Source organism: Escherichia sp. MOD1-EC6300 (assembly GCF_002965045.1).
GTDB lineage: Bacteria > Pseudomonadota > Gammaproteobacteria > Enterobacterales > Enterobacteriaceae > Escherichia > Escherichia coli_F.
In genome coordinates, this window is sequence record NZ_PTRH01000002.1 from 403,962 (window position 1) to 427,719 (window position 23,758).

Consider the following 23,758-nt stretch of genomic DNA (forward strand, 5'->3'; position numbering starts at 1 on the left):
CGCAACTCACTGATGCCGTTTGCGCAGGTTCTCAATCACCGTTGTTAAATCCAGATCCTGATCCTGCAACAGCACCAACAGGTGATACACCAAGTCAGATGCCTCATTCTTCAGCTCAAAGCGGTCATGTACTGTCGCTGCCAGTGCGGTTTCCACCCCTTCTTCGCCCACTTTCTGCGCAATGCGTTTGGTGCCGCTGGCATACAGTTTGGCGGTATAGGAGGTTTCCGGATCGGCAGATTTACGTTCGGCGAGCAATTGTTCCAGTTGATACAGGAACAGCCACTGGTGAGCGGTATCGCCGAAGCAGCTGCTGGTGCCTTTGTGGCAGGTCGGGCCGATGGGATTCGCCAGCACCAGTAACGTGTCGTTGTCGCAGTCCGGCGCAATATTTACTACGTTGAGGAAATTGCCCGACGTTTCGCCTTTGGTCCACAGTCGCTGTTTAGTGCGCGAGAAGAAGGTGACTTTGCCGCTTTCGATGGTTTTATCTAAGGCTTCCGGGTTCATATAGCCCAGCATTAACACTTCACCGGATACCGCGTGTTGCACAATCACCGGCATAAGTCCGTCGGTTTTTTCCCAGTCCAGTTCGCGACGTTGTTGTTCTGTTAACATATCCTGATCTCCACGCCCTGTGTTGCCAGGTACGCTTTTAATTCACCAATATTGATAATTTGTTTGTGGAATACAGAAGCTGCCAGCGCACCGTCAACGTCGGCATCGCGGAAGGCTTCGAGGAAGTGTTCCATGGTGCCCGCGCCACCGGAGGCAATCAGCGGGACGTGGCAAACTTCACGTACTTTTTTCAGTTGTTCGAGGTCGTAACCGTTACGCACGCCGTCCTGATTCATCATGTTGAGGACGATTTCTCCGGCACCGCGTTTTTGTACTTCCTGTACCCAGTCGAGCGTTTCCCACTGAGTGACGCGGGTGCGGCTTTCATCGCCGGTATATTGATTCACATGATATTTACCGGTTTCAGCGTCGTACCAGGTATCAATACCGACCACAATACACTGCACGCCAAAGCGATCCGCCAGGCGAGTGATTAATGTCGGCTCCGCCAGCGCAGGGGAGTTGATGGAAATTTTATCCGCGCCAAAGGAAAGAATTTTCGCGGCATCTTCCAGAGACTTAATCCCACCCGCCACGCAGAACGGAATGTCGATCACTTCCGCCACGCGAGATACCCAGCTTTTATCTACCACACGGCCATCGCTGGAAGCGGTGATATCGTAGAACACCAGTTCGTCAGCGCCTTCTTCAGCGTAGCGTTTTGCCAGCGGCACGATATCGCCAATGATTTCATGGTTGCGAAACTGTACGCCTTTCACCACCTGACCATCACGAACGTCGAGACATGGAATTATGCGTTTTGCCAGCATGCGATGGCCTCCTTCACGGTGAATTTACCTTCCAGTAATGCACGACCAACTATTACGCCGCGTACACCAGTACCACGCAGGGCAGCGACATCATCAATGTCGCCAATACCGCCGGAGGACTGAAATGCCACCTGCGGATATCTGGCGCACACTTCTTCATATAAAGAGACGTTAGAGCCTGCCAGCGTGCCGTCGCGCGAGATATCGGTACACAGCACATGCTTCAGGCCGACGGGCAGATAGGTTTCCACCAGTTGTTCCAGCGACACACCCGAATTCTCTTGCCAGCCGCTGACCGCTACCTGCTTGTTGCCTTGCTCGTCAATACGGACATCCAGCGCCAACACTAAGGCATCGGCACCGAAACGTTCAAACCAGCCTTTCACCCTTTCTGGTGATTTCACCGCGGTGGAACCGACCACCACACGCGCAACGCCCGCTTCCAGTAACGCCGCCACGTCATCTTCGCTACGCACGCCGCCGCCAACCTGCACCGGAACGTTAACGCCCGCCACCAGAGTTTTAATCAGCGGGATTTGACGTTTAGCCGGATCTTTTGCCCCGGTCAGATCCACCAGATGCAGCACTTCGGCACCCTGCGCGGCGTAATCCTGTAAGCGCGGCAGCGGGTCGTTACCGTAATCGCGCTGTTTGCCGTAATCGCCCTGATGGAGACGCACCACGGTGCCGTCGATTAAATCTAATGCCGGAATAATCATCACATCTCCAGGAAGTTTTTCAGCAACTTAGCGCCAGCGGCACCAGAACGCTCCGGGTGGAACTGCACGCCGTAGAAGTTATCTTTTTGTACCGCCGCGGTGAACGGTTCGCCGTAATTACACTGGGCGATGGTCCACGGATTGACTGGCATTGCGTAGCTGTGAACAAAGTAAAAGTACGCTCCGTCTTCAATCCCCTGAAACAGGCGGTTGCCTGCCTGCGGGTAAACGCGGTTCCAGCCCATATGCGGCAGCGGTAGACCAAAGTCGGTCATTTTCGGCACATCTTCGTCGATGATGCCCAGCAAATCGACGCCGTTGCTCTCTTCGCTGCGCCGCCCCAGCAGTTGCATCCCTAAGCAGATGCCCAGCACCGGTTGGGTACAGGCTTTGATGAGATCAAACAGCTCGCGCTCACGCACCTGATCCATCGCTGCTTGTGCAGTGCCAACGCCGGGTAAAAATAGTTTATCGGCCAGCAACACGACGTCCGGGTCACGGCTGACTTTGGGTTCATAACCGTGACGCGCAATGGCAGACTTCACCGAGTTCAGGTTGGCGCAGCCAGTATCAAGGATCACCACGTTCATTACAGCACTCCTTTCGACGAGGGCAGGGTATCGCCTTCCACGCGGATGGCCTGGCGCAGGGTGCGACCAAAGGCTTTGAACAGGCTCTCTACACGGTGGTGATCGTTTTTACCTTTGGTTTTCAGGTGCAGGGTCACGCCCATGGTGTATGAGAGCGAACGGAAGAAGTGCTCGATCATTTCGGTGCTGAGATCGCCCACGCGTTGGTAGGTAAATTCAGCTTTATATTCCAGGTGCGGGCGACCAGAGATATCCAGTGCACAGCGGGCAAGGCATTCGTCCATCGGTAGCACAAAACCAAAGCGGCAAATACCGCGTTTGTCGCCAAGGGCAATTTTTAACGCTTCGCCCAGCGCCAGGCCGGTATCTTCGACGGTGTGGTGATCGTCGATATAGAGGTCGCCTTTGACGTTGATTTCCATGCGGAAACCGCCGTGGGTGGCGATCTGATCCAGCATGTGATCAAAGAAGCCAACACCGGTGTTAATCTTGCTGCCACCTTCGCGATCCAGCCACACCTGAACGTCAATTTGCGTCTCTTTGGTGTTGCGCACTACATGGGCGTAACGGTCTCGTTTAGTGAGTTGCTCGCCAATCATCGGCCAGTTCAGGGTTTCGCGGTCGTAGCGTAAACCATTAACGCCCATGTTTTGAGCGAGTTGAATATCGGTCGCGCGATCGCCAATCACATAACTGTTGGCACGATCCATCGCTTGCTCAGCAAGATAACGCTCCACCAGTTTTACTTTCGGCTTACGGCAGTCGCACTCATCGGCGGGCAGGTGCGGACAAATCAGCACTTCATCAAACTGTACGCCTTGCGAGGTGAAGATCTGCATCATCAGGTTGTGCGGGCCATCGAAATCCGCCTGCGGGAAACTTTGTGTTCCAAGACCATCCTGATTAGTGATCATCACCAGCTTGTAGCCCGCTTTTTGCAGCTTCAGTAGCTCCGGGATCACGCCCGGTTCAAAGGCGAGTTTGTCAAAACGGTCCACCTGAAAATCACTCGGCGGTTCGCTAATCAGGGTTCCATCGCGATCGATAAAAAGATACTTCTGACTCATCAAACTTGCTCCGCACGTAAGGCGTCAATGACGCGCTGGCTTTCTTCACGGGTTCCGACGGTAATTCGCAGGCAGCCGCTTAAAGAGGGTTGTTTATTCTGATCACGTAAGATAATGCCCTGATCCCACAAAGATTTAAACACTGCACTGGAGGCTTTAAAGCGCGCCAGAATGTAGTTGGTTTCAGAGTCGAAAACCTGCTCCACGCAGGGGATCTCTTTCAGGGCGGCAATCAGGTATTCGCGTTCTGCAATAATTTGCGCCACCCGTTCGCGCATGGCGACGATCCCCTGCGGGCTTAACGCCTGGGCCGCAATGTCGGCAACCGGCGTCGAGAGCGGGTAGGGGGCGATCACTTTCATCAGCAGGTTGATGACTTCTTCGTTTGCCAACGTAAATCCGCAACGAAGCCCCGCCAGAGCAAAAGCTTTCGACAGTGTGCGCAAAATAGCCAGGTGCGGATATTCCGCCAGCCAGCCAGCCAGCGATGCCTGTGGACAAAACTCTATATAGGCTTCATCGGCAACCACAATCGCCTTACCGCGCGTTAACTCCAGCAGGGTGCGAAAATCCTGCGGATTGATCAGTTGCCCGGTTGGGTTGTTGGGGCTGCAAACATAGACCACTTTTACGCCGTCCAGCTTGTCGGAAATGCCCTGTAAGTCCAGTTGCCAGTTTTCCAGCGTCGGCACTGTGCGGCACTCGACGCCAATCGTTTCGGCGCTGACGCTGTACATGCCGTACGTTGGCGGGCAGTAGAGGATGGCGTCTTTACCCGGTTCGCAAAAAGCGCGAATCAGTAGTTCAATACCTTCGTCCGCGCCACGGCTGACCAGCACCTGTTCCGGTTTTACGCCTGCATATTGCGCGTAATTTTCAATCACCGCTTTCGGCTGGCATTCCGGGTAGCGGTTGAGCGTTTGCTGAGTAAGCTGAAACTCCACGGCTGTGGGATATTCGTTGGCGTTCAGCCAGACGTCGCCATTACCGCCCAGACGACGCGCCGACTGATACGGCGTCAGGTTGCGGACGTTTTCACGCGCTAAATCGGTAATAGTCACGGTGCTCATGCTTGCTCCTTAAGGGCGTTAACACGCAAAGTAACGGCATTTTTGTGGGCGGTCAGGCGCTCGGCGGCGGCCAGTGTTTCAATGGTCGAAGCCAGCGCGGAGAAACCTTCTTTCGACAGTTCCTGCACGGTCATACGCTTCTGGAAATCCGCCAGGCCGAGGCTGGAACAGGTGGCGGTGTAACCGTAAGTCGGTAGAACATGGTTGGTTCCGGAGGCGTAATCACCTGCCGATTCCGGTGACCAGTCACCAAGAAATACCGAACCGGCGCTGGTGATGCCATCGACCAGGTCGCGGGCGTTGCGGGTCTGAATGATCAGGTGCTCCGGGCCGTACTGGTTGGAGATCTCTACGCACTGTGCTAAATCGTTGGTCACAATAAGGCGGCTGGCGCTCAGTGCCTGACGTGCGGTTTCGGCACGCGGCAGTTCTGCCAGTTGGCGTTCGACGGCCTCGGCAACGCGACGCGCCATATCAGCAGCGGGCGTCAGTAAAATCACCTGTGAGTCCGGGCCGTGTTCAGCCTGAGAAAGCAAATCAGAAGCCACGAAATCCGGCGTAGCGCCGCTGTCGGCAATGACCAACACTTCCGACGGGCCTGCGGGCATATCGATCGCCGCACCGTCCAGACGCTGGCTCACCTGACGTTTCGCTTCGGTGACAAAGGCGTTGCCCGGCCCGAAGATTTTGTCCACTTTCGGCACAGATTCCGTACCAAACGCCAGTGCGGCAATGGCCTGTGCGCCGCCGACGTTAAACACGTCCTGCACACCGCACAGCTGCGCCGCATAAAGGATCTCATCGGCAATCGGCGGCGGTGAGCACAGCACCACTTTTTTACAGCCCGCAATACGCGCCGGAGTCGCCAGCATTAATACCGTTGAGAAGAGCGGGGCGGAGCCGCCAGGAATATACAACCCAACTGAAGCGACCGGGCGCGTGACCTGCTGGCAACGCACGCCTGGCTGCGTTTCTACATCTACCGGCGGCAGTTTTTGCGCAGTGTGGAAGGTTTCAATATTCTTCACTGCCACCGCCATCGCCTGTTTTAGCTCGTCGCTCAGGCGTTCGCTAGCGGCGGCGATCTCCTCAGCAGACACCTTCAGTGCGGTAACCGTGGTTTTATCAAACTTCGCGCTGTATTCCCGCAGGGCCTCATCGCCGCGTGCTTTCACGTTATCGAGAATATCGTTAACAGTGCGGGTAATGCTTTCAGAAGCGGAGATCGCCGGGCGCATTAACAGCTGGCGTTGTTGCTCCGCAGTACAGCTATTCCAGTCAATGATTGTGTTAAAGCTCATGGCGATCACTCCATCATCTTCTCAATCGGCAGGACCAGGATTGAACTGGCACCCAGCGCTTTCAGTTTTTCCATTGTTTCCCAGAACAGGGTTTCACTGCTGACCATGTGCATCGCTACGCGTTGTTGGTCACCCGCCAGCGGCAGAATGGTTGGGCGTTCGGCACCTGGCAGCAGGGCGATGACTTCATCCAGACGTTCGGTCGGTGCGTGCATCATGATGTATTTTGATTCGCGCGCCTGGATCACACCCTGAATACGGGTCAGCAGTTTGTCGATCAGCTGCTGTTTGGATTCTTCCATTTCACCATCGCGCTGGATAAGGCAGGCTTTCGAGCGGTAGATAACTTCGACTTCGCGCAGGCCGTTTGCTTCCAGCGTGGCACCGGTGGAAACCAGATCGCAAATCGCATCCGCCAGTCCGGCACGCGGGGCGACTTCAACAGAACCGTTCAGTAAGCAGGATTTAAAAGAGATGCCTTTCTGGTCGAGATAACGCTTGAGCAGGTGAGGATAAGAGGTGGCGATACGTTTACCGTTTAAGGAGAGCGGGCCGTCCCAGGCTTCATCAACCGGCGTTGCCAGCGAAAGACGGCAGCCGCCGAAATCCAGACGACGCAGGGTAAAGTAGCGTGGATCTTCACCCTGGGCGCGGCGGTTAAGCAGCTCTTCTTCCAGCACGTTTTCGCCGATAATCCCAAGGTCTACCACGCCATCCATTACCAGACCGGGAATGTCGTCGTCACGCACGCGCAGAATATCAATCGGCATGTTTTCTGCCATCGCGATCAGGCGCTGGGTGTGAAGATTGATTTTAATGCCACAGCGCGCCAGCAATTCGCGTGAGTCATCACTTAAACGGCCGGATTTCTGCATAGCTATGCGTAAACGAGTGTTGTCTGTCATTTTCTTATTCCTCTTTAAACCTGTCTGAACCGTTATCAACCGCGCAATAAAAAAGCCCCCGGAAGGTGATCTTCCGGGGGCTTTCTCATGCGTTCATGCACCACTGGAAGATCTGAATGTCTTCCAGCACACATCGCCTGAAAGACTAGTCAGGATGATGGTGATGATGGTGGTGTTTAAATTGAACGCGTGTCATAAAAGTCTCTGTGAATGTTTATTCAACTGATGTCTTTTAACCTAAACCACTTTCACGTTAGAAAGCAAGGGCTTTTTTATATATTTTATGGCGATGGATTTGTTTAATGAATGAGCGGGGAAAGGAGGGGGCTAAGAGGACTGTCCTCTAAGCTGACGGCACCAAAAATAGCGAAGCCTGGATTTTCGTCTCACTGACAATACCTTGATCTACAAACTAATTAATAAATAGTTAATTAACGCCCATCATTGTACAATGAACTGTACAAAAGAGGAGATTGACATGCGTACAATTAGCTACAGCGAAGCGCGTCAGAATTTGTCGGCAACAATGATGAAAGCCGTTGAAGATCATGCCCCGATCCTTATTACTCGTCAGAATGGAGAGGCTTGTGTTCTGATGTCACTCGAAGAATACAACTCGCTGGAAGAGACGGCTTATCTACTGCGTTCCCCCGCTAACGCCCGGAGATTGATGGACTCAATCGATAGCCTGAAATCAGGCAAAGGAACAGAAAAGGACATTATTGAGTGAAACTAATCTGGTCTGAGGAATCATGGGATGATTATCTGTACTGGCAGGAAACAGATAAGCGAATTGTTAAAAAGATCAATGAACTTATCAAAGATACCCGCAGAACGCCATTTGAAGGTAAGGGGAAGCCAGAACCCCTGAAACATAATTTGTCAGGTTTCTGGTCCCGACGCATTACAGAGGAGCACCGTCTGGTATACGCGGTTACCGACGATTCACTGCTCATTGCAGCATGTCGTTATCATTATTGAACAGATTCATTCATAGAATGAATTGTCAGTTTTGATACGCTAGCGTAGCCTTATAGATCTAAGGTGTATCAGGAGATAACGGATGAAAAAGGTCGCAATTGTCGGGTTAGGGTGGTTAGGCATGCCGCTGGCGATGTCACTTTCAGCGCGAGGCTGGCAAGTCACCGGGAGTAAAACCACACAAGATGGTGTCGAAGCGGCCCGAATGAGTGGCATTGATAGCTATCTGCTTCGCATGGAGCCTGAGTTAGTTTGCGATTCTGACGATCTGGATGCCCTGATGGATGCCGATGCGCTGGTCATTACGCTTCCGGCACGTCGTAGCGGCCCCGGCGATGAGTTCTATTTACAAGCGGTACAAGAGTTAGTGGATAGCGCGCTGGCCCATCGTATTCCCCGCATTATTTTCACCAGCTCAACATCTGTCTATGGCGATGCGCAAGGCACGGTGAAAGAAACTACCCCGCGTAATCCGGTAACCAACAGTGGACGAGTATTAGAAGAACTCGAAGACTGGCTGCACAATTTACCCGGTACTTCGGTCGATATTCTGCGTCTTGCGGGGCTGGTCGGACCGGGACGTCATCCCGGACGCTTCTTTGCCGGAAAAACCGCGCCTGATGGTGAACATGGTGTTAATTTAGTCCATTTAGAAGATGTTATTGGCGCTATCACTCTGTTGTTACAGGCACCTAAAGGCGGACACATCTATAATATATGTGCGCCAGCTCACCCTGCGCGTAATGTTTTCTACCCGCAGATGGCCCGTTTACTGGGGCTGGAACCTCCGCAGTTCAGAAATAGTCTGGACAGCGGCAAAGGTAAGATTATTGATGGCAGTCGGATTTGTAATGAACTGGGATTTGAATACCAGTATCCCGATCCGCTGGTAATGCCGCTGGAGTAAACGATCACGCCAGCAGGACGCCGCATGCACTGCAAGGGGGCGTGTATGAAACCACTGCTGGATGTGTTGATGATCCTCGATGCCTTAGAAAAAGAAGGCAGTTTTGCGGCGGCGTCGGCCAAACTCTATAAGACGCCGTCCGCTCTGAGTTACACCGTTCACAAGCTGGAAAGCGACCTTAATATTCAATTGCTTGATCGTAGCGGTCACCGCGCTAAATTCACCCGTACCGGAAAAATGTTATTAGAGAAAGGGCGGGAAGTTCTGCATACCGTGCGAGAACTGGAAAAGCAGGCGATCAAACTGCATGAAGGCTGGGAAAACGAGCTGGTGATTGGCGTGGACGACACGTTTCCTTTTTCTCTGCTTGCGCCACTGATTGAAGCTTTTTATCAACATCATAGCGTGACGCGCCTGAAGTTTATCAATGGCGTACTCGGTGGTTCCTGGGATGCCCTGACTCAGGGGCGAGCGGATATTATTGTTGGCGCGATGCATGAGCCACCATCTTCCAGTGAGTTTGGTTTTTCACGGTTGGGCGATCTGGAACAAGTCTTTGCGGTCGCGCCTCATCATCCGTTAGCCCTGGAAGAAGAGCCGTTAAACCGTCGTATTATTAAGCGATATCGGGCGATTGTGGTGGGGGATACTGCGCAGGCAGGCGCTTCTACGGCCTCACAACTTCTCGACGAACAAGAAGCCATTACCGTTTTCGATTTTAAAACCAAGCTGGAGCTGCAAATTAGCGGCCTCGGCTGCGGCTATTTACCCCGTTATCTGGCACAACGTTTTCTCGATAGTGGCGCGTTAATAGAGAAGAAAGTGGTCGCCCAAACTCTCTTTGAACCCGTCTGGATTGGCTGGAACGAACAGACCGCAGGGCTTGCCAGCGGCTGGTGGCGGGATGAAATTTTAGCAAATAGTGCGATCGCCGGTGTTTATGCAAAATCTGATGACGGAAAATCAGCCATTTAAAGAAAAATTATTATGACAAGCCTCTCATTCTCTTGTCATTTCCCCCCCATTTAGGCACAATGCGCCGCTGTCAAAAAATGACTAAAAACCGACGTTTCATCAGCGTCGGTTATTTTTTGCTTCAAACCAATCATTCATACCAAGAGGCCGGGCTTCGTACCGGATAGATATTTACTAAAAATCGACAGTTGTTGTCGCTGAGGAATCCAAAAAAATGGGGCAATTTTTTGCTTACGCGACGGTTATCACCGTAAAGGAGAATGACCATGTCGCATAACGTTACTCCAAACACCTCTCGCGTGGAATTGCGTAAAACGCTTACGTTAGTTCCGGTTGTAATGATGGGTCTTGCCTATATGCAGCCGATGACGCTGTTTGATACTTTTGGTATCGTTTCAGGCCTCACGGATGGTCATGTGCCGACAGCCTATGCGTTCGCATTGATTGCGATCCTGTTTACGGCTCTGAGCTACGGGAAGCTGGTTCGCCGCTATCCTTCTGCTGGCTCTGCATACACTTACGCCCAGAAATCCATTAGCCCGACTGTCGGCTTTATGGTGGGTTGGTCTTCTCTGCTCGACTATCTGTTCGCGCCGATGATCAACATTCTGCTGGCGAAAATTTATTTTGAAGCTCTGGTGCCTTCCATCCCATCGTGGATATTTGTGGTGGCGCTGGTGGCCTTTATGACCGCCTTTAACCTGCGTAGTCTGAAATCCGTAGCGAACTTCAACACTGTAATCGTCGTGTTGCAGGTAGTGCTGATCGCGGTGATTCTGGGCATGGTTGTTTATGGCGTATTTGAAGGTGAAGGCGCTGGTACGCTGGCGAGCACTCGTCCGTTCTGGTCTGGCGATGCGCATGTTATCCCGATGATTACCGGGGCGACAATCCTGTGCTTCTCCTTTACCGGCTTTGACGGCATCAGCAATCTGTCGGAAGAAACCAAAGATGCAGAGCGCGTGATCCCGCGTGCGATTTTCCTGACCGCGCTGATTGGCGGCATGATCTTCATCTTTGCAACTTACTTTCTGCAGCTGTACTTCCCGGATATCTCTCGCTTTAAAGATCCGGATGCGTCACAGCCTGAAATCATGCTGTACGTTGCGGGTAAAGCGTTCCAGGTTGGCGCGCTGATCTTCTCCACCATTACCGTACTGGCGTCCGGTATGGCGGCGCACGCAGGCGTAGCGCGTCTGATGTACGTAATGGGTCGTGACGGCGTATTCCCGAAAAGCTTCTTCGGTTATGTACACCCGAAATGGCGTACTCCGGCGATGAACATCATCCTGGTTGGCGCGATTGCCCTGCTGGCAATCAACTTCGACCTGGTAATGGCTACGGCGCTGATTAACTTTGGTGCGTTGGTGGCGTTCACCTTCGTTAACCTGTCGGTCATCTCGCAGTTCTGGATCCGTGAGAAGCGTAACAAGACGCTGAAAGATCACTTCCAGTATCTGTTCCTGCCGATGTGTGGTGCGCTGACCGTTGGTGCGCTGTGGGTTAACCTGGAAGAAAGCTCAATGGTTCTGGGTCTGATCTGGGCGGCTATCGGTCTGATTTACCTGGCTTGTGTCACCAAGAGCTTCCGTAACCCGGTTCCGCAGTACGAAGACGTAGCATAATCATCTTTTCTAATAATAAACCGGAGTCGAATGAATATTTGGCTCCGGTTTTTTTATTCTTTTTTATCGAAATCCTCATTAATAACCATTTGTTCTAATTTAGAGAATTTGGTTATTGGTCTGCATTCCACCAGTCATGAATAATTTCCCTATTAACATTCATCTGGTTAATTAATTTATGTTTTCAATGATATTAAGCGGGCTAATTTGTGGTGCTCTGCTGGGATTTGTCATGCAGCGTGGGCGTTTTTGCCTGACAGGTGGTTTTCGCGATATGTATATCGCGAAAAATAATCGCATGTTTTACGCCTTGCTGATTGCAATTTCGGTACAAAGCGTGGGGGTTTTTGCGTTAATTCAGGCGGGCCTACTGACTTACGAAGCCGGGGCGTTCCCGTGGCTTGGTACTGTTATAGGTGGGTATATCTTCGGGCTGGGAATTGTTCTGGCGGGTGGATGTGCCACCGGGACCTGGTATCGCGCGGGTGAGGGATTGATCGGCAGTTGGATCGCGCTTTTCACTTATATGGTGATGAGTGCGGTGATGCGTTCTCCACATGCCAGTGGTTTAAATCAAACCTTGCAGCACTACAGTACTGAACATAACTCTATTGCTGAGACTTTTAATTTGTCTGTGTGGCCGTTGGTTGCCGTTTTGCTGGTGATAACGCTCTGGGTGGTGATGAAAGAGTTGAAGAAGCCAAAACTCAAAGTCGCGACCTTACCGCCGCGCCGAACCGGGATCGCTCATATTCTGTTTGAAAAACGCTGGCATCCCTTTGTCACTGCTGTACTCATCGGTTTGATTGCGCTTTTAGCCTGGCCCCTGAGTGAAGCAACCGGACGCATGTTTGGGTTAGGAATCACTTCCCCAACGGCCAATATTCTGCAATTTCTGGTCGCGGGTGACGTGAAATACATTAACTGGGGCGTTTTCCTGGTGTTAGGGATCTTCGTGGGGTCATTTATTGCAGCCAAAGCGAGCCGTGAGTTCCGCGTTCGCGCAGCTGATGCACAAACAACATTACGTAGCGGGTTAGGTGGTGTACTGATGGGCTTCGGTGCCAGTATTGCAGGTGGTTGCTCTATCGGTAATGGACTGGTTATGACTGCAATGATGACCTGGCAGGGCTGGGTTGGCCTTGTATTTATGATTCTCGGAGTCTGGACTGCGTCCTGGCTTGTGTATGTTCGACCGCAGCGTAAGGCGCGACTGGCAACTGCTGCGGCAAATTAAGTAAGGTGTAAAGATGGCGATTAAAAAGCTGGATGTGGTGACGCAGGTCTGTCCGTTTCCACTCATAGAAGCAAAAGCAGCACTGGCAAAAATAGCCAGCGGCGATGAGTTGGTAATTGAGTTTGATTGCACCCAGGCAACTGAAGCAATCCCACAGTGGGCGGCAGAAGAAGGACATGCCATCACCGATTATCAGCAGATTGGCGATGCAGCGTGGAGCATCACCGTTCAAAAAGCCTGACTCAACATTGACCTCCGCCTTACCAGCGGCGGAGGCTTCAAATTAGACAATCTCTTCCGCGTACTGCCAAAGCGCTTTTAACAGCGCCACTTTCTCTTTGTCATCGGCATATTGTTGTGCCAGCATCTGCAATTCATCAGCATAGCCCTGCAAAAACTCTGGCGTGAAGACCTGGCGGCGGTGCTCCAGCCAGCGTTGCTGCTCGGCATAATCCAGCGTCCCCGGGAAGTTGCGCGCCCGATAATTGAACAACAGTTTTTCAATTCGTTTATCAACAAAAGTGATATCCAGTGCCGGTAAATTACGTGGCTCGGTTTCCAGCACAATTTTCATTGCTGCGCGATCGGCGTCACTGAAAAAGCCGTTATAAAGCTGTGCATCCACGTTATCTGAAGGCGTAAACGGTTCGGCTTCCGCGAATATCGCCACCACTTTTTCGCGCACTTGCGGATTTTCACGCAGAATTTTTAGGTTATCGAGGCAATGCTGACGATTAATTCCCAGTCGGTCGGCATCTTCCGGGCGTAGCGTATTCGCCTGGGCCAGCACCGGACATTTATTGATATGCACCAGCTTAACCGGAACGGCGGCGTTATCGCCAAGATCGGTTTTTGCGGTATATAAACGCTCGCGCAATGTGTCGCTATCCAGTTCCAGTAATGGCGAAATGTCTCCTGCCAAATCCACCATAATTACGGCATTGCGATTTTCTGGATGCCACGCCAGCGGTGCCACCCAGCTGGTATTGCCGCGCCATGCCCCTAACATTCCGGAAACGTGAACCAGGGGTTTCATCTGCGGAACATCAATCAACGCCATCAGTTTGTGTTTATTACGATGGGTAAAGAGATAATCAAACAGACGTGGCTGACGCGTTTTTACCAGTTTCGCCATCGCAATAGTGGCGTACACATCAGCCATCGCATCGTGGGCGTTGCTATGTTCAATTCCATTCGCTTTGGTTAAATGCTCAAGGCGAAAGCTCGGTAGACCGTCATCATTTTCAGGCCAGTTTATTCCTTCCGGGCGCAGGGCATAACAGGCACGCATAACATCCAGCAAATCCCAGCGCGAGTTATCATGCTGCCAGCTCCAGGCGTAAGGATCGTAGAAATTACGATAAAAAATGTTGCGTGTGACTTCGTCGTCGAAACGCACATTGTTGTAGCCCAGAATACAGGTCTTCGGTACGGTAAAAAGCGAGTGAATACGGGCGGCAAACGCGGCTTCGTTTTCTCCTTTCGCCCGTGCTTCCTGCGGGGTAATACCGGTAATTAATACTGCTCCTGGCTGGGGTAAATAGTCATCAGCGGGCTTGCAGTAAAAGACTTCGGGTTCTCCGATGACATTGAATTCGCTATCGGTGCGAATGGCTGCGAACTGTGCAGGGCGATCTAACGCGGGGTGCGTTCCAAAGGTTTCGTAATCGTGAAACAAAAAGGTAGATTGTTGCTTACCGTCATTCATCATTAGGTTAAATCCGTTATTTCTGCTGTCTGCCAGAGTATCAAATATCACCGTGCTAATCAGCTTTAGCGCGACAATTTGGCAGCGAGTGACAACAGATCATGTCAGATAAAAATGAGATAGTAGTCACATTTTCTTGCACTTTATTCCAGCCAGTTCATAAGTATTTCCGTAAAAAGAACAGCTATTTGAAACACCTGAGGGTTTGCTGTTGAAACGCCGTCTTATTATTGCTGCTTCTTTGTTCGTTTTTAATTTATCGTCTGGTTTTGCGGCGGAAAACATTCCTTTTTCACCTCAGCCTCCAGAGATTCATGCCGGGTCCTGGGTATTGATGGATTACACCACCGGTCAGATTCTCACCGCGGGTAATGAGCATCAACAGCGCAATCCCGCCAGCCTGACAAAGCTGATGACGGGCTATGTCGTGGATCGCGCTATCGATAGTCATCGCATTACGCCAGACGATATTGTCACCGTGGGGCGTGATGCGTGGGCGAAAGATAATCCGGTGTTTGTCGGTTCTTCACTGATGTTTTTGAAAGAGGGCGATCGCGTATCGGTACGTGATTTAAGCCGAGGTTTAATTGTGGATTCCGGAAATGACGCGTGTGTTGCTCTGGCTGACTATATTGCCGGTGGGCAACGGCAGTTTGTTGAAATGATGAACAACTATGCCGAGAAGCTGCATCTCAAGGATACGCATTTTGAAACAGTGCATGGTCTGGATGCACCTGGCCAGCATAGCTCGGCTTATGATTTAGCCGTGCTTTCTCGCGCTATCATCCACGGCGAGCCCGAGTTTTATCATATGTACAGTGAGAAAAGCCTCACCTGGAACGGTATCACCCAGCAAAACCGTAACGGGTTATTGTGGGATAAGACCATGAATGTTGACGGCCTGAAAACGGGCCATACTTCTGGTGCCGGGTTTAATCTTATTGCTTCGGCTGTAGACGGGCAGCGTCGCCTCATTGCAGTGGTAATGGGTGCTGACAGCGCAAAAGGTCGTGAGGAAGAGGCAAAAAAATTACTGCGTTGGGGGCAACAAAACTTTACTACGGTGCAAATTTTGCACCGTAGGAAAAAGGTCGGTACGGAACGCATCTGGTATGGTGATAAAGAAAATATCGCCCTGGGAACGGAACAAGAGTTCTGGATGGTGCTACCGAAAGCCGAAATTCCACATATCAAAGCCAAATATACCCTTAATGGTAAAGAGCTCACCGCGCCAATTAGCGCCCATCAGCGGGTAGGGGAAATTGAACTTTACGACCGTGATAAACAGGTGGCGCACTGGCCGCTGGTTACCCTGGAATCTGTCGGGGAAGGCAGCATGTTTTCTCGCCTGAGTGATTATTTCCACCATAAGGCCTGACCTTTCTTTTGCAGCAGACTGGCAGGAGTGCGAGTCTGCTCGCATAATCAACACTCATTCCTTGTGGTTTTAATATTGCAACTATACTGTATATAAAAACAGTAATAATGGAGGCGTCATGAACTACGAGATTAAGCAGGAAGATAAACGTACCGTTGCAGGTTTCCATCTCGTTGGCCCGCGGGAACAGACGGTAAAGAAAGGTTTTGAGCAGTTGATGATGTGGGTAGATAGCAAAAATATTGTGCCGAAGGAGTGGGTTGCTGTCTATTACGACAATCCGGATGAAACACCCGCCGAAAAATTACGCTGCGACACCGTCGTGACGGTACCGAATAACTTTACGCTCCCCGAAAACAGTGAGGGCGTCATTCTGACAGAAATTTCAGGTGGTCAATATGCGGTGGCGGTGGCTCGTGTAGTCGGTGATGATTTTGCTAAACCCTGGTATCAGTTCTTTAATAGCCTCTTGCAGGACAGTGCTTATGAAATGTTACCAAAGCCCTGCTTCGAGGTTTACTTGAACAATGGCGCGGAAGATGGGTACTGGGATATCGAAATGTATGTTGCGGTGCAGCCAAAACATCACTAATTCATCTCAGGGCGGTGTGTTGACGCGAAGACCACTCTTTTTTTGAAAGCGAAAAGAGTAAGATGCGCCTTTCAATTTTTTCGCTCCTGCCGGGAAATTACACTGTTCCCGGTTTGTCCGTCGGATAATTCAGAGGCGCGCCTTCTGGCCGACAGATGAGTTATGAGCGCTTTTAATCTTCATTACGGAGTTTCTGCGTGCGTGCCGATAAGTCATTAAGCCCGTTTGAAATCCGGGTATACCGCCATTACCGCATTGTGCATGGTACTCGGGTCGCGCTGGCATTCCTGCTCACTTTTCTCATTATCCGCCTGTTTACTATCCCGGAAAGCACCTGGCCGCTGGTCACCATGGTGGTGATTATGGGGCCAGTCTCGTTCTGGGGGAACGTTGTCCCTCGCGCATTCGAACGTATTGGCGGTACGGTGTTGGGGTCGATTTTAGGTCTTATCGCTCTGCAACTGGAGTTAATCTCGTTACCGCTGATGTTAGTCTGGTGCGCGGCGGCTATGTTTCTTTGCGGTTGGCTGGCGCTGGGCAAGAAACCGTATCAAGGTTTATTGATTGGGGTGACGCTGGCAATTGTTGTTGGTTCCCCGACAGGTGAAATTAATACGGCGTTATGGCGAAGCGGCGATGTGATCCTCGGCTCTTTACTGGCAATGTTGTTTACCGGTATCTGGCCACAACGGGCGTTCATCCACTGGCGCATTCAACTGGCAAAAAGTCTGACCGAGTATAATCGGGTCTATCAATCTGCATTCTCACCGAACTTACTCGAACGCCCGCGTCTGGAAAGCCATCTACAAAAACTCCTGACCGATGCCGTGAAAATGCGTGGGCTGATTGCGCCCGCCAGCAAAGAAACCCGTATTCCAAAATCGATATATGAAGGTATCCAGACCATTAATCGCAATCTGGTTTGTATGCTGGAGTTGCAAATCAATGCATACTGGGCCACGCGCCCCAGCCATTTCGTGTTATTGAACGCGCAAAAACTTCGTGATACCCAGCATATGATGCAGCAAATACTGCTGAGCCTTGTTCATGCGCTGTACGAAGGTAATCCGCAGCCGGTTTTTGCCAATACGGAAAAATTGAACGATGCTGTGGAAGAGCTGCGTCAGTTGCTGAATAACCACCATGACCTGAAGGTTGTGGAAACACCAATCTATGGTTATGTGTGGCTGAACATGGAAACGGCACATCAGCTTGAGTTGCTATCGAATCTGATTTGCCGGGCCTTGCGCAAATAATTCCTGAACTTCAGAATCATCTTGCTGCTGCTTCGATTCAGCAAGGATAAAGGGTATGATAGTGAAAAGGGATAAAAGCATTGTCATCTGCGGCAGCTATGAGTAATGTTGGCCCTAACGAATAGCGGTTGCTTAAACGAATCCGACTCTCACATTATCAGGGGTATAAAAATGGAAACTACCAAGCCTTCATTCCAGGACGTACTGGAATTTGTTCGTCTGTTCCGTCGTAAGAACAAACTGCAACGTGAAATTCAGGACGTTGAGAAAAAGATCCGTGACAACCAGAAGCGCGTCCTGTTGCTGGACAACCTGAGCGATTACATCAAGCCAGGGATGAGCGTTGAAGCAATCCAGGGCATCATCGCCAGCATGAAAGGTGACTATGAAGATCGCGTTGACGATTACATCATCAAAAATGCCGAGCTCTCCAAAGAACGCCGCGATATCTCCAAAAAGCTGAAAGCTATGGGCGAAATGAAAAACGGCGAAGCGAAGTAATTCCCGTTTTATTCAATGAGGGTTGCCCGGCAACCCTCATTGCTCATTGATTCTTATCTGTGTATCACCGTCATCATTCTCATCTGAGAACCAATCGAAATTAACAACAGCCTTCTTCTGTATGCAGCAAGGCAAAAAGTTCTGTAACTCCATTGTTATTAACTGCACTGGTTACTAACACGTTGTGCGCTCCAGCTTCCCGTAACCAACTTTTCACCAAAGATATTTGTTCCATGCTGGCTAAATCTGCTTTGGTTACTACTCCAATGACCGGGTGATTCATGGCCCGGTAGGGCGTTTTTACCTCTAATTCCTGCTTCAGCGCTGAGATTCCTGCTTGTTGCCGGAAAAGCAGGCACCTGCCGTCTGAACGGTATCGATCCGGAAGCGTATCTGCGCCATATTCTGAGCATACTGCCGGAATGGCCCTCCAACCGTGTTGACGAACTCCTGCCATGGAACGTAGTTCTCACCAATAAATAAGCGTCAATACGGTGCTCCGTTGACGCTTACTTTAATCCGTTTTCTGAGCTTAGATTTTTCTGTTCCTACCCAGACCGTGGATTTGGAATTCATTTTTTGTCAGGTCAATGCTAATCGTTAAAACGGCCATAACGCACCTCCACTGGAAGGTTTATCAGTAATATCCTACCGTTGCTTCATGGTCGGGGCGTCCATTCCATTATTATCGGTTTTCCTTTCTGTTTATAAATGAAAACGCCAGCTGTATTCAGGCTGGCGTCAGGGGAAATGAAGCCTGTTGAGTGAGATTCACCGGTTCTGGTGCAGAAGCTGCAGATGGCGCAGGGTAAGGACATCTTCTCTTGCCTGCTTAATACAGGACAACAGTGCTGTTTCTGTGGTTAATGGCACTATACCCTGCATCACTGCATTGTCTTACAGCAACTGGTGAGGGCTGGCATAAGTTGCCGGTGTTTCGGTAGAGTCACGGTCATCCACCACGCGGAGTGAATAACCTTTTTCAGCGGCCTTATTAATCAGTTCACTGAGATTAACTCCATCGACGTCAACGACAATGCGCCCCATGTTCAGTGCCTGCACGTTAACGCTGTCGGCTTCCAGCGTCAGGGCCAGTTTCATCGTTTTGCCTCCGGATGCTTGCCCTGGGTAATGTTATTTACCATTCTGTAATTGTTCCGGGTCATCAGGCCGGTCGCCCTGCGAGCCCGGAGGATATCGATGCTGTTTATTAACTGAGAGCGGGTACAGGCGCTGAATCCCGGCTGGTCGGTAGCACCAGCGCGTATTTTTCCACGAGAAAGTTCACCACATCACACAGTGAAATGCCTGCCTCAATATGCTGCTCAATCACACGTTCATCGGCAAAAGGTGTGTCATTCAGTGTGAGGCCATAGTGCTGGTCCAGCAGTCGGGACAGCAGTATCTGCCAGATTTCAACAGGAGACGGGCGAGAACTGGTCGCCTGCCCGGGTAATACAGGTAATGTTTTCATACTGAAGATTTTCCTGATATGCAGATATAAAAATGGAAAAGTGGCGTGGTGAAAACACCAGGCCGTAGCAGAAGGCTATTCTGGAGAGTTAATTTTTCATTTCGGGCGTCGGATAAACAGCCAGATAAACGTAACCACAACTGCTGAGGGTATCGGCTTTGCAGGTCAGCCCTTTTGCATACAGCGTGACGGTATGCTGATGGCGGGGATTCAGTTCACCGCTGGTGAGCATGAGTTCCAGTTGTTTCATCAGCAGCGGAAAGGCCTGGTCCAGGTGGTACGCATCTGCATCGCTGAACAGGCCTCTGATACCGGCGCGGTCGGCAAGGTAATGCAACCGGTTACCCTCCTGCACCAGACGTGCCCCGAAACAGGGCGTCACGGTGCAGGGCAGCCCCCACCAGGGGCGGTCGTGATTGTCGTCGGGAAGTGTTGTCCCGGGGAGTGTGTCTGACACGATAAAATCCTTACAGAAAATCGGCTAAGAATGGTCCGGTAGTGGCGATAATTCTGCTCATCAGAATTCCCACTCAGTTCAGGGTGACGCTCATCAGCCGGACATACGGACCAAAACTGTCCTTACGACGTTCAGCAAACACGGCCAGCACACCGGGAATATCCTGCACTTCACGACCGGTATACGCTTCAGCACTGCCGTGCCAGCGGTATTTACCGGTACAGAACGGAAAAAGACGGGATGTCGGATGTTGTTGGTGAATACGCATGGCTTCACCACGGGTGATAATTTTCATAATGGGATACCTCTGAAGACAGAAGATAAAAGTGAAAACAGGTGTGATGTGGTTGTGAAGGGTTAAAGCAGACCATGTTCGGCAAAGGAGAAAACCTGGTTGCCACCGACTATCAGATGGTCCGGCACCCGGATATCCACCAGGCCCAGTGCCTGTACCAGACGTTCCGTGATAAGGCGGTCTGCCTTACTGGGTGTGACTTCACCGGAGGGGTGATTGTGTGCCAGCACCACGGCAGCGGCATTGTGGTACAGGGCGCGTTTAATCACTTCCCGGGGATGGACTTCCGTGCGGTTGATGGTGCCGGTAAAGAGGGTTTCACCGGCAATCAGTTGATTCTGGTTATTCAGATACAGCACCCGGAATTCTTCACGCTCCAGTCCCGCCATGTTCAGAATCAGCCATTCCCGTGCTGCACGGGTGGAGGTGAAGGCCACGCCGGGTTCATGAAGATGGCGGTCCAGGGTTTTCAGGGCCCGTTGAATGAGGCTGCGCTCGCCGGGCGTCATCTCTCCGGGCAGAAAGGAAAGTTGTTGCATTGTGCTTCTCTCCATTCAGTCGATGATGCGCATAATGGCGCTGCATTCCGGATGCTGCAGGGCGTAATCCCGCAACCGGTAATAATGGACCGTCATGGCATAATTCTCCGTACGACAGGCATGATGACTGTACGTCATCAGACAGGCGGCAATACCGGCGGCTTCCGGGCTCATTTCTGCGCGGTTACCGTTCATGGCATTGAACAGTACCCATGTTTCGTCATCATCGTCATCCGGTTCGGGTGCCATAAATGCCCCGCCGTTGTTCAGGGTGTACAGATTCCAGATACCACCGCAGTAGTCTTCGCACAGACGGTCCATCCAGCCGAAGACACGGGGCTCCAGGGTCACCCACTGTGGAATGAGGCCAAAATGCTGCGGCCAGAAGCTGATGCGCTGTTCATCAGGGACGAGGCTGGCAACCAACTGAGGCAGATTATTCTCTGGTGTTGTAGCTGAATAAATTGTGGGGGTATTCTGAGAAACGGTTTTCATGAGATAACTCCTTAAATAACAAATAAATGTGTGTTTTTCAGGAACGAAAGCTGAATGATTCCCTCACTCAGGGAAACGGCATCAGCGCAGGCTCTCCAGCATCGTTTCTGCCATCACCCACAATGCGCGATTGAGCTTAATGTCGGTATCAATGCTGTGAATGGCCCGGGTATGGATACGTTTTCCTTTTGCACTGCGACCGGAAATCCCGCCTTTCAGCATATTCTCCTGGATGGTCTGATATGCGCTCCACAGGTCCTTACCGTAATCCTCCCGGCGTCGCGGCGTCAGAATGTCGGCGGTGGTGACGGGCTGATGTTCGTCACCATAACGGTAAGTCAGTGCCGCCTGTGCCAGCGCCTGGCGTGCCGGTGGCGGCAGGACCAGCGACTGCATGGCATCACGCTTCTCCTCTATCCGGTCAAACACGCCCACCACCTCGTAAGCCCCTTCGATAACTTTCTCCACTACATTTCCCCGGTGTGGAACACGCACTTCCCCCAGAGACTGGCCACAGACGCACCCGTTCTGGCAGACGAACCTGAAGTAACCCGGCAGCATCTGGTAGCTGGAGGTACCGTCATGAGAGTTGAGCAGAATAATTTCAGGGACATGTTCTCCGTTTATCTCTCCGGCCCGCCGCAGACGCAGCATGTGTTTTGTGTATCCCCGGCGGCCCGGGTCGCGCACACGGGTCTGGCAGGCGAAGAACGGCTGAAAGCCTTCCCGCTGCAGATTTTCCAGGACGGTAATGGTGGGAATGTACGCATACCGTTCACTGCGGGAGGTGTGCCGGTCTTCCCCAAAAATACTGGGTACATGGCGTATCAGTTCTTCATGTGTCAGCGGACGGTCACGGCGTATCTGGTTTGCAGCATAACCAAAACGACTTGCTAATCGCATACTTTGCTCCTTATCGGTGGTTAAGATTTACTGGTGCAATAAATGAAAAAAGCCGCGTCTCCCGGAGAAGACGCGGCCTGACGGGTGAAATGAATAAGGTTTATTGTCTGAGAGGCCTTTCACTGGCGAGCCACGCATTAAGCGGCTTTCCGGTAACAATGGCTGGGGCTGTATTTACCTTTGATATTAATAATGTGCAGAGAAACGCATGGTTTACTCCTTAGATTTTAAGTTTGTCCTGGGCTACAACGACAGGTTTTCCGGATGTGTCGATGACTCCTACCGTCGGTACGCCATTTTTGATTTCGAAGAACGGTTTGTTGCTACCTGAGCACAGTTGATTGTCCCCGTATTCAATCATTTGTGCTTTCCCGGTTTTCAGGTTAACTACCGAGACAGTGTAGTCGTAGCACCAGGCACCACCACGTTCAAGCACGAAAACATAGCTGTTATCTTTATAGTTGAACTGATTCTTTGTCTGGCAATTCATACCGTCAATTTCGGTACAGGAAAACGCTTCTGTAGTATTAACGTATTTGATGTTATTTGGCAGTTTTACTTGTTTCGCAGTAGCGAAGACAGAGAACAGAATAGTTACAGCAACGAGTAAAGTTTTGATAAAAGTTTTCATGATAGACTCCTTAAATTAGTTAACCGCAGCTACGTAGTTTTTCACCAGATACGCGAATTCATGCACGCCAATTTCACCGAACCAAACCAGGTAGGCCGGGTCATCTAAACCAAAGTAACGGTAGCCAACAACTTCATGGGTTTTTGGGTTATAGAGTGTTACGATAAAGTCCCAGCCGCAGGTATTGGCTTTGCAACCGTCGCCCTGGAACCAGACTGTACCGTTAATGTTTACTGGCGTGATACCTCCACCAGGGCCATCCATATAGCCGTCTTTACCGAACATGCCGCTCAGTCCGACCGGTTTTAATGCTTTGTCGATAGCGGCTTTGTAGGTAGCGTCACCTTCGTACAACTCGTACGTTGATGGACACGCTCCAGGTTGTTCAGCCCAGGCTTCCGGGTTACAACTAAGAGCTTGTTTTACGGTAGCCGCTTCTGCGTTAAAGTTAAAGCCCGTGAACAGAACCGCCAGAAATAACATAAGGGTATGTAAACGTTTCATTGTAAATATTCTTCCGTTGTAAATGGCGCTGGAAAATTTCTCATCAGTGAAACCTTCCGGAAGTTTCCCCCCCTTGTATGATGTATATCGCCAGTATTTTATTTCATCCCGGCTGTAATTTTTATATTCCCCGGCACGTGCAATAACGCTGACCAGAGATATAAGGCTCATTAATAACTTTACAGGTAATTTCATAATTAAATTTCCAGTGAGTGAATTGACAGGTGAGGGGTAAAACTTTCTCTCAGGTAATATATATC

The 23,758-nt window shown here is 51.0% G+C and carries 31 protein-coding genes, 3 pseudogenes and 1 other annotated feature; of the genes and pseudogenes, 13 read left to right on the forward strand and 21 right to left on the reverse strand.

Annotated elements, in window-relative coordinates; genetic code table 11:
* Positions 1–6 precede the first annotated feature (6 nt).
* The 9 genes from hisIE to hisL all read right to left on the reverse strand — a co-directional run bounded on the left by hisIE (position 7) and on the right by hisL (position 7,236).
* Entirely contained in the window at positions 7–618 is a 612-nt protein-coding gene (gene hisIE, locus BGE37_RS04590; RefSeq protein ID WP_000954871.1) for a bifunctional phosphoribosyl-AMP cyclohydrolase/phosphoribosyl-ATP diphosphatase HisIE, read from the reverse strand.
* On the reverse strand, positions 612–1,388 hold the full coding sequence (gene hisF, locus BGE37_RS04595) for an imidazole glycerol phosphate synthase subunit HisF (protein ID WP_000880199.1): 777 nt from the start codon (positions 1,386–1,388) through the stop codon (positions 612–614). Before hisF ends, hisIE begins: the two co-directional genes overlap by 7 nt.
* Entirely contained in the window at positions 1,370–2,107 is a 738-nt protein-coding gene (gene hisA, locus BGE37_RS04600; RefSeq protein ID WP_032352978.1) for a 1-(5-phosphoribosyl)-5-[(5-phosphoribosylamino)methylideneamino]imidazole-4-carboxamide isomerase, read from the reverse strand. The genes hisF and hisA overlap by 19 nt, the downstream gene beginning before the upstream one ends.
* Positions 2,107–2,697, reverse strand: a complete 591-nt coding sequence (hisH, locus tag BGE37_RS04605) for an imidazole glycerol phosphate synthase subunit HisH (protein ID WP_001103560.1) — start codon at positions 2,695–2,697, stop codon at positions 2,107–2,109. Before hisH ends, hisA begins: the two co-directional genes overlap by 1 nt.
* Positions 2,697–3,764, reverse strand: a complete 1,068-nt coding sequence (gene hisB / locus BGE37_RS04610; protein ID WP_021547024.1) for a bifunctional histidinol-phosphatase/imidazoleglycerol-phosphate dehydratase HisB — start codon at positions 3,762–3,764, stop codon at positions 2,697–2,699. The genes hisH and hisB overlap by 1 nt, the downstream gene beginning before the upstream one ends.
* Entirely contained in the window at positions 3,764–4,834 is a 1,071-nt protein-coding gene (gene hisC, locus BGE37_RS04615; protein WP_000108967.1) for a histidinol-phosphate transaminase, read from the reverse strand. The genes hisB and hisC overlap by 1 nt, the downstream gene beginning before the upstream one ends.
* Entirely contained in the window at positions 4,831–6,135 is a 1,305-nt protein-coding gene (gene hisD, locus BGE37_RS04620) for a histidinol dehydrogenase (protein WP_001567685.1), read from the reverse strand. Before hisD ends, hisC begins: the two co-directional genes overlap by 4 nt.
* Before the next feature lie 5 nt (positions 6,136–6,140).
* Positions 6,141–7,040, reverse strand: a complete 900-nt coding sequence (gene hisG / locus BGE37_RS04625) for an ATP phosphoribosyltransferase (protein WP_000131782.1) — start codon at positions 7,038–7,040, stop codon at positions 6,141–6,143.
* 46 nt (positions 7,041–7,086) lie between these two features.
* Positions 7,087–7,210: a sequence feature (His leader region), on the reverse strand.
* Complete coding sequence (gene hisL / locus BGE37_RS04635; protein ID WP_001364200.1) at positions 7,186–7,236, reverse strand: his operon leader peptide; 51 nt, start codon at positions 7,234–7,236, stop codon at positions 7,186–7,188. It overlaps the preceding feature by 25 nt.
* Before the next feature lie 282 nt (positions 7,237–7,518).
* On the opposite strand from hisL, the gene yefM reads away from it, so the two are divergent.
* From yefM to tsuB, 8 genes are all read left to right on the forward strand, one after another.
* The gene (gene yefM, locus BGE37_RS04640) at positions 7,519–7,770 is read left to right on the forward strand and encodes a YoeB-YefM toxin-antitoxin system antitoxin YefM (RefSeq protein WP_001259255.1); all 252 of its coding nucleotides are present in this window, start codon (positions 7,519–7,521) and stop codon (positions 7,768–7,770) included.
* The gene (yoeB, locus tag BGE37_RS04645) at positions 7,767–8,021 is read left to right on the forward strand and encodes a type II toxin-antitoxin system mRNA interferase toxin YoeB (RefSeq protein WP_000767829.1); all 255 of its coding nucleotides are present in this window, start codon (positions 7,767–7,769) and stop codon (positions 8,019–8,021) included. Before yefM ends, yoeB begins: the two co-directional genes overlap by 4 nt.
* 82 nt (positions 8,022–8,103) lie before the next feature.
* Positions 8,104–8,928: an SDR family oxidoreductase gene (locus tag BGE37_RS04650; RefSeq protein WP_000754737.1), complete on the forward strand. Its 825-nt coding sequence runs from the start codon at positions 8,104–8,106 to the stop codon at positions 8,926–8,928.
* Positions 8,929–8,973: 45 nt separating this feature from the next.
* Entirely contained in the window at positions 8,974–9,903 is a 930-nt protein-coding gene (locus BGE37_RS04655; RefSeq protein ID WP_000803351.1) for a LysR substrate-binding domain-containing protein, read from the forward strand.
* 214 nt (positions 9,904–10,117) lie between these two features.
* Positions 10,118–10,180 carry a membrane protein YoeI gene (gene yoeI / locus BGE37_RS04660; protein ID WP_010723108.1) on the forward strand — a complete coding sequence of 21 codons (63 nt, stop codon included), beginning with the start codon at positions 10,118–10,120 and terminating at the stop codon, positions 10,178–10,180.
* Positions 10,170–11,528: a putrescine/proton symporter PlaP gene (gene plaP, locus BGE37_RS04665; protein ID WP_024198437.1), complete on the forward strand. Its 1,359-nt coding sequence runs from the start codon at positions 10,170–10,172 to the stop codon at positions 11,526–11,528. Before yoeI ends, plaP begins: the two co-directional genes overlap by 11 nt.
* A gap of 178 nt (positions 11,529–11,706) precedes the next feature.
* Entirely contained in the window at positions 11,707–12,765 is a 1,059-nt protein-coding gene (gene tsuA, locus BGE37_RS04670; RefSeq protein WP_074511709.1) for a thiosulfate utilization transporter TsuA/YeeE, read from the forward strand.
* 13 nt (positions 12,766–12,778) lie between these two features.
* Positions 12,779–13,006 carry a thiosulfate utilization sulfurtransferase TsuB/YeeD gene (gene tsuB / locus BGE37_RS04675; RefSeq protein WP_096310218.1) on the forward strand — a complete coding sequence of 76 codons (228 nt, stop codon included), beginning with the start codon at positions 12,779–12,781 and terminating at the stop codon, positions 13,004–13,006.
* Positions 13,007–13,048: 42 nt separating this feature from the next.
* Here the strand turns inward: tsuB and sbcB are convergent, their stop codons facing one another.
* Entirely contained in the window at positions 13,049–14,476 is a 1,428-nt protein-coding gene (sbcB, locus tag BGE37_RS04680) for an exodeoxyribonuclease I (RefSeq protein WP_075051297.1), read from the reverse strand.
* Positions 14,477–14,684: 208 nt separating this feature from the next.
* Here sbcB and dacD point away from each other — a divergent pair, with 208 nt between their 5' ends.
* The 4 genes from dacD (at position 14,685) to BGE37_RS04700 (ending at position 18,200) form a co-directional block, all read left to right on the forward strand.
* Complete coding sequence (dacD, locus tag BGE37_RS04685) at positions 14,685–15,851, forward strand: serine-type D-Ala-D-Ala carboxypeptidase DacD (RefSeq protein ID WP_001320295.1); 1,167 nt, start codon at positions 14,685–14,687, stop codon at positions 15,849–15,851.
* Positions 15,852–15,969: 118 nt separating this feature from the next.
* Entirely contained in the window at positions 15,970–16,443 is a 474-nt protein-coding gene (gene sbmC, locus BGE37_RS04690; protein WP_001394439.1) for a DNA gyrase inhibitor SbmC, read from the forward strand.
* 197 nt (positions 16,444–16,640) lie between these two features.
* Positions 16,641–17,699, forward strand: a complete 1,059-nt coding sequence (locus BGE37_RS04695) for an FUSC family protein (RefSeq protein WP_096310216.1) — start codon at positions 16,641–16,643, stop codon at positions 17,697–17,699.
* Between the two features lie 171 nt (positions 17,700–17,870).
* Positions 17,871–18,200: a DUF496 family protein gene (locus BGE37_RS04700; RefSeq protein ID WP_000450409.1), complete on the forward strand. Its 330-nt coding sequence runs from the start codon at positions 17,871–17,873 to the stop codon at positions 18,198–18,200.
* Positions 18,201–18,300: 100 nt separating this feature from the next.
* Here the strand turns inward: BGE37_RS04700 and BGE37_RS04705 are convergent, their stop codons facing one another.
* Positions 18,301–18,483, reverse strand: coding sequence for a EutP/PduV family microcompartment system protein (locus tag BGE37_RS04705; RefSeq protein ID WP_001016348.1), 183 nt, complete (start codon positions 18,481–18,483; stop codon positions 18,301–18,303).
* A 62-nt stretch (positions 18,484–18,545) separates the two neighbouring features.
* On the opposite strand from BGE37_RS04705, the pseudogene BGE37_RS04710 reads away from it, so the two are divergent.
* Positions 18,546–18,683 (forward strand): annotated as a pseudogene (locus BGE37_RS04710) (transposase domain-containing protein); the annotation flags it as partial.
* A 288-nt stretch (positions 18,684–18,971) separates the two neighbouring features.
* Here BGE37_RS04710 and BGE37_RS25405 read toward each other — a convergent pair.
* The 10 genes and pseudogenes from BGE37_RS25405 to BGE37_RS04765 form a co-directional block, all read right to left on the reverse strand.
* A pseudogene (locus BGE37_RS25405) lies at positions 18,972–19,064 on the reverse strand (DUF957 domain-containing protein); the annotation flags it as partial.
* A gap of 33 nt (positions 19,065–19,097) precedes the next feature.
* The gene (locus BGE37_RS04720) at positions 19,098–19,301 is read right to left on the reverse strand and encodes a DUF5983 family protein (RefSeq protein ID WP_097758064.1); all 204 of its coding nucleotides are present in this window, start codon (positions 19,299–19,301) and stop codon (positions 19,098–19,100) included.
* Positions 19,298–19,674 (reverse strand): annotated as a pseudogene (cbtA, locus tag BGE37_RS04725) (type IV toxin-antitoxin system cytoskeleton-binding toxin CbtA). Before cbtA ends, BGE37_RS04720 begins: the two are co-directional and overlap by 4 nt.
* A gap of 88 nt (positions 19,675–19,762) precedes the next feature.
* Entirely contained in the window at positions 19,763–20,131 is a 369-nt protein-coding gene (gene cbeA / locus BGE37_RS04730) for a type IV toxin-antitoxin system cytoskeleton bundling-enhancing antitoxin CbeA (protein ID WP_001285585.1), read from the reverse strand.
* A gap of 73 nt (positions 20,132–20,204) precedes the next feature.
* Positions 20,205–20,426, reverse strand: coding sequence for a DUF987 domain-containing protein (locus BGE37_RS04735; RefSeq protein WP_000692323.1), 222 nt, complete (start codon positions 20,424–20,426; stop codon positions 20,205–20,207).
* Between the two features lie 62 nt (positions 20,427–20,488).
* Positions 20,489–20,965 carry a JAB domain-containing protein gene (locus tag BGE37_RS04740; RefSeq protein ID WP_001186773.1) on the reverse strand — a complete coding sequence of 159 codons (477 nt, stop codon included), beginning with the start codon at positions 20,963–20,965 and terminating at the stop codon, positions 20,489–20,491.
* Between the two features lie 15 nt (positions 20,966–20,980).
* Positions 20,981–21,460: an antirestriction protein gene (locus BGE37_RS04745; protein ID WP_097757180.1), complete on the reverse strand. Its 480-nt coding sequence runs from the start codon at positions 21,458–21,460 to the stop codon at positions 20,981–20,983.
* Positions 21,461–21,541: 81 nt separating this feature from the next.
* Positions 21,542–22,363, reverse strand: a complete 822-nt coding sequence (locus BGE37_RS04750; RefSeq protein WP_001234530.1) for a DUF932 domain-containing protein — start codon at positions 22,361–22,363, stop codon at positions 21,542–21,544.
* A gap of 220 nt (positions 22,364–22,583) precedes the next feature.
* Positions 22,584–22,994: a hypothetical protein gene (locus BGE37_RS04760; protein ID WP_000846713.1), complete on the reverse strand. Its 411-nt coding sequence runs from the start codon at positions 22,992–22,994 to the stop codon at positions 22,584–22,586.
* Positions 22,995–23,009: 15 nt separating this feature from the next.
* Complete coding sequence (locus tag BGE37_RS04765; protein ID WP_097758065.1) at positions 23,010–23,693, reverse strand: hypothetical protein; 684 nt, start codon at positions 23,691–23,693, stop codon at positions 23,010–23,012.
* Between the last annotated feature and the right edge of the window lie 65 nt (positions 23,694–23,758).

What these genes read in the sequence shown, in the direction of transcription:
- hisIE (WP_000954871.1), bottom strand. Translation starts at nt 618, where the DNA reads ATGTTAACAGAACAACAACGTCGCGAACTGGACTGGGAAAAAACCGAC.
- hisF (WP_000880199.1), bottom strand. Translation starts at nt 1,388, where the DNA reads ATGCTGGCAAAACGCATAATTCCATGTCTCGACGTTCGTGATGGTCAG.
- hisA (WP_032352978.1), bottom strand. Translation starts at nt 2,107, where the DNA reads ATGATTATTCCGGCATTAGATTTAATCGACGGCACCGTGGTGCGTCTC.
- hisH (WP_001103560.1), bottom strand. Translation starts at nt 2,697, where the DNA reads ATGAACGTGGTGATCCTTGATACTGGCTGCGCCAACCTGAACTCGGTG.
- hisB (WP_021547024.1), bottom strand. Translation starts at nt 3,764, where the DNA reads ATGAGTCAGAAGTATCTTTTTATCGATCGCGATGGAACCCTGATTAGC.
- hisC (WP_000108967.1), bottom strand. Translation starts at nt 4,834, where the DNA reads ATGAGCACCGTGACTATTACCGATTTAGCGCGTGAAAACGTCCGCAAC.
- hisD (WP_001567685.1), bottom strand. Translation starts at nt 6,135, where the DNA reads ATGAGCTTTAACACAATCATTGACTGGAATAGCTGTACTGCGGAGCAA.
- hisG (WP_000131782.1), bottom strand. Translation starts at nt 7,040, where the DNA reads ATGACAGACAACACTCGTTTACGCATAGCTATGCAGAAATCCGGCCGT.
- yefM (WP_001259255.1), top strand. Translation starts at nt 7,519, where the DNA reads ATGCGTACAATTAGCTACAGCGAAGCGCGTCAGAATTTGTCGGCAACA.
- BGE37_RS04650 (WP_000754737.1), top strand. Translation starts at nt 8,104, where the DNA reads ATGAAAAAGGTCGCAATTGTCGGGTTAGGGTGGTTAGGCATGCCGCTG.
- BGE37_RS04655 (WP_000803351.1), top strand. Translation starts at nt 8,974, where the DNA reads ATGAAACCACTGCTGGATGTGTTGATGATCCTCGATGCCTTAGAAAAA.
- plaP (WP_024198437.1), top strand. Translation starts at nt 10,170, where the DNA reads ATGTCGCATAACGTTACTCCAAACACCTCTCGCGTGGAATTGCGTAAA.
- tsuA (WP_074511709.1), top strand. Translation starts at nt 11,707, where the DNA reads ATGTTTTCAATGATATTAAGCGGGCTAATTTGTGGTGCTCTGCTGGGA.
- tsuB (WP_096310218.1), top strand. Translation starts at nt 12,779, where the DNA reads ATGGCGATTAAAAAGCTGGATGTGGTGACGCAGGTCTGTCCGTTTCCA.
- sbcB (WP_075051297.1), bottom strand. Translation starts at nt 14,476, where the DNA reads ATGATGAATGACGGTAAGCAACAATCTACCTTTTTGTTTCACGATTAC.
- sbmC (WP_001394439.1), top strand. Translation starts at nt 15,970, where the DNA reads ATGAACTACGAGATTAAGCAGGAAGATAAACGTACCGTTGCAGGTTTC.
- BGE37_RS04700 (WP_000450409.1), top strand. Translation starts at nt 17,871, where the DNA reads ATGGAAACTACCAAGCCTTCATTCCAGGACGTACTGGAATTTGTTCGT.
- BGE37_RS04705 (WP_001016348.1), bottom strand. Translation starts at nt 18,483, where the DNA reads ATGAATCACCCGGTCATTGGAGTAGTAACCAAAGCAGATTTAGCCAGC.
- BGE37_RS04720 (WP_097758064.1), bottom strand. Translation starts at nt 19,301, where the DNA reads ATGAAACTGGCCCTGACGCTGGAAGCCGACAGCGTTAACGTGCAGGCA.
- BGE37_RS04735 (WP_000692323.1), bottom strand. Translation starts at nt 20,426, where the DNA reads ATGAAAATTATCACCCGTGGTGAAGCCATGCGTATTCACCAACAACAT.
- BGE37_RS04740 (WP_001186773.1), bottom strand. Translation starts at nt 20,965, where the DNA reads ATGCAACAACTTTCCTTTCTGCCCGGAGAGATGACGCCCGGCGAGCGC.
- BGE37_RS04745 (WP_097757180.1), bottom strand. Translation starts at nt 21,460, where the DNA reads ATGAAAACCGTTTCTCAGAATACCCCCACAATTTATTCAGCTACAACA.
- BGE37_RS04750 (WP_001234530.1), bottom strand. Translation starts at nt 22,363, where the DNA reads ATGCGATTAGCAAGTCGTTTTGGTTATGCTGCAAACCAGATACGCCGT.
- BGE37_RS04760 (WP_000846713.1), bottom strand. Translation starts at nt 22,994, where the DNA reads ATGAAAACTTTTATCAAAACTTTACTCGTTGCTGTAACTATTCTGTTC.
- BGE37_RS04765 (WP_097758065.1), bottom strand. Translation starts at nt 23,693, where the DNA reads ATGAAATTACCTGTAAAGTTATTAATGAGCCTTATATCTCTGGTCAGC.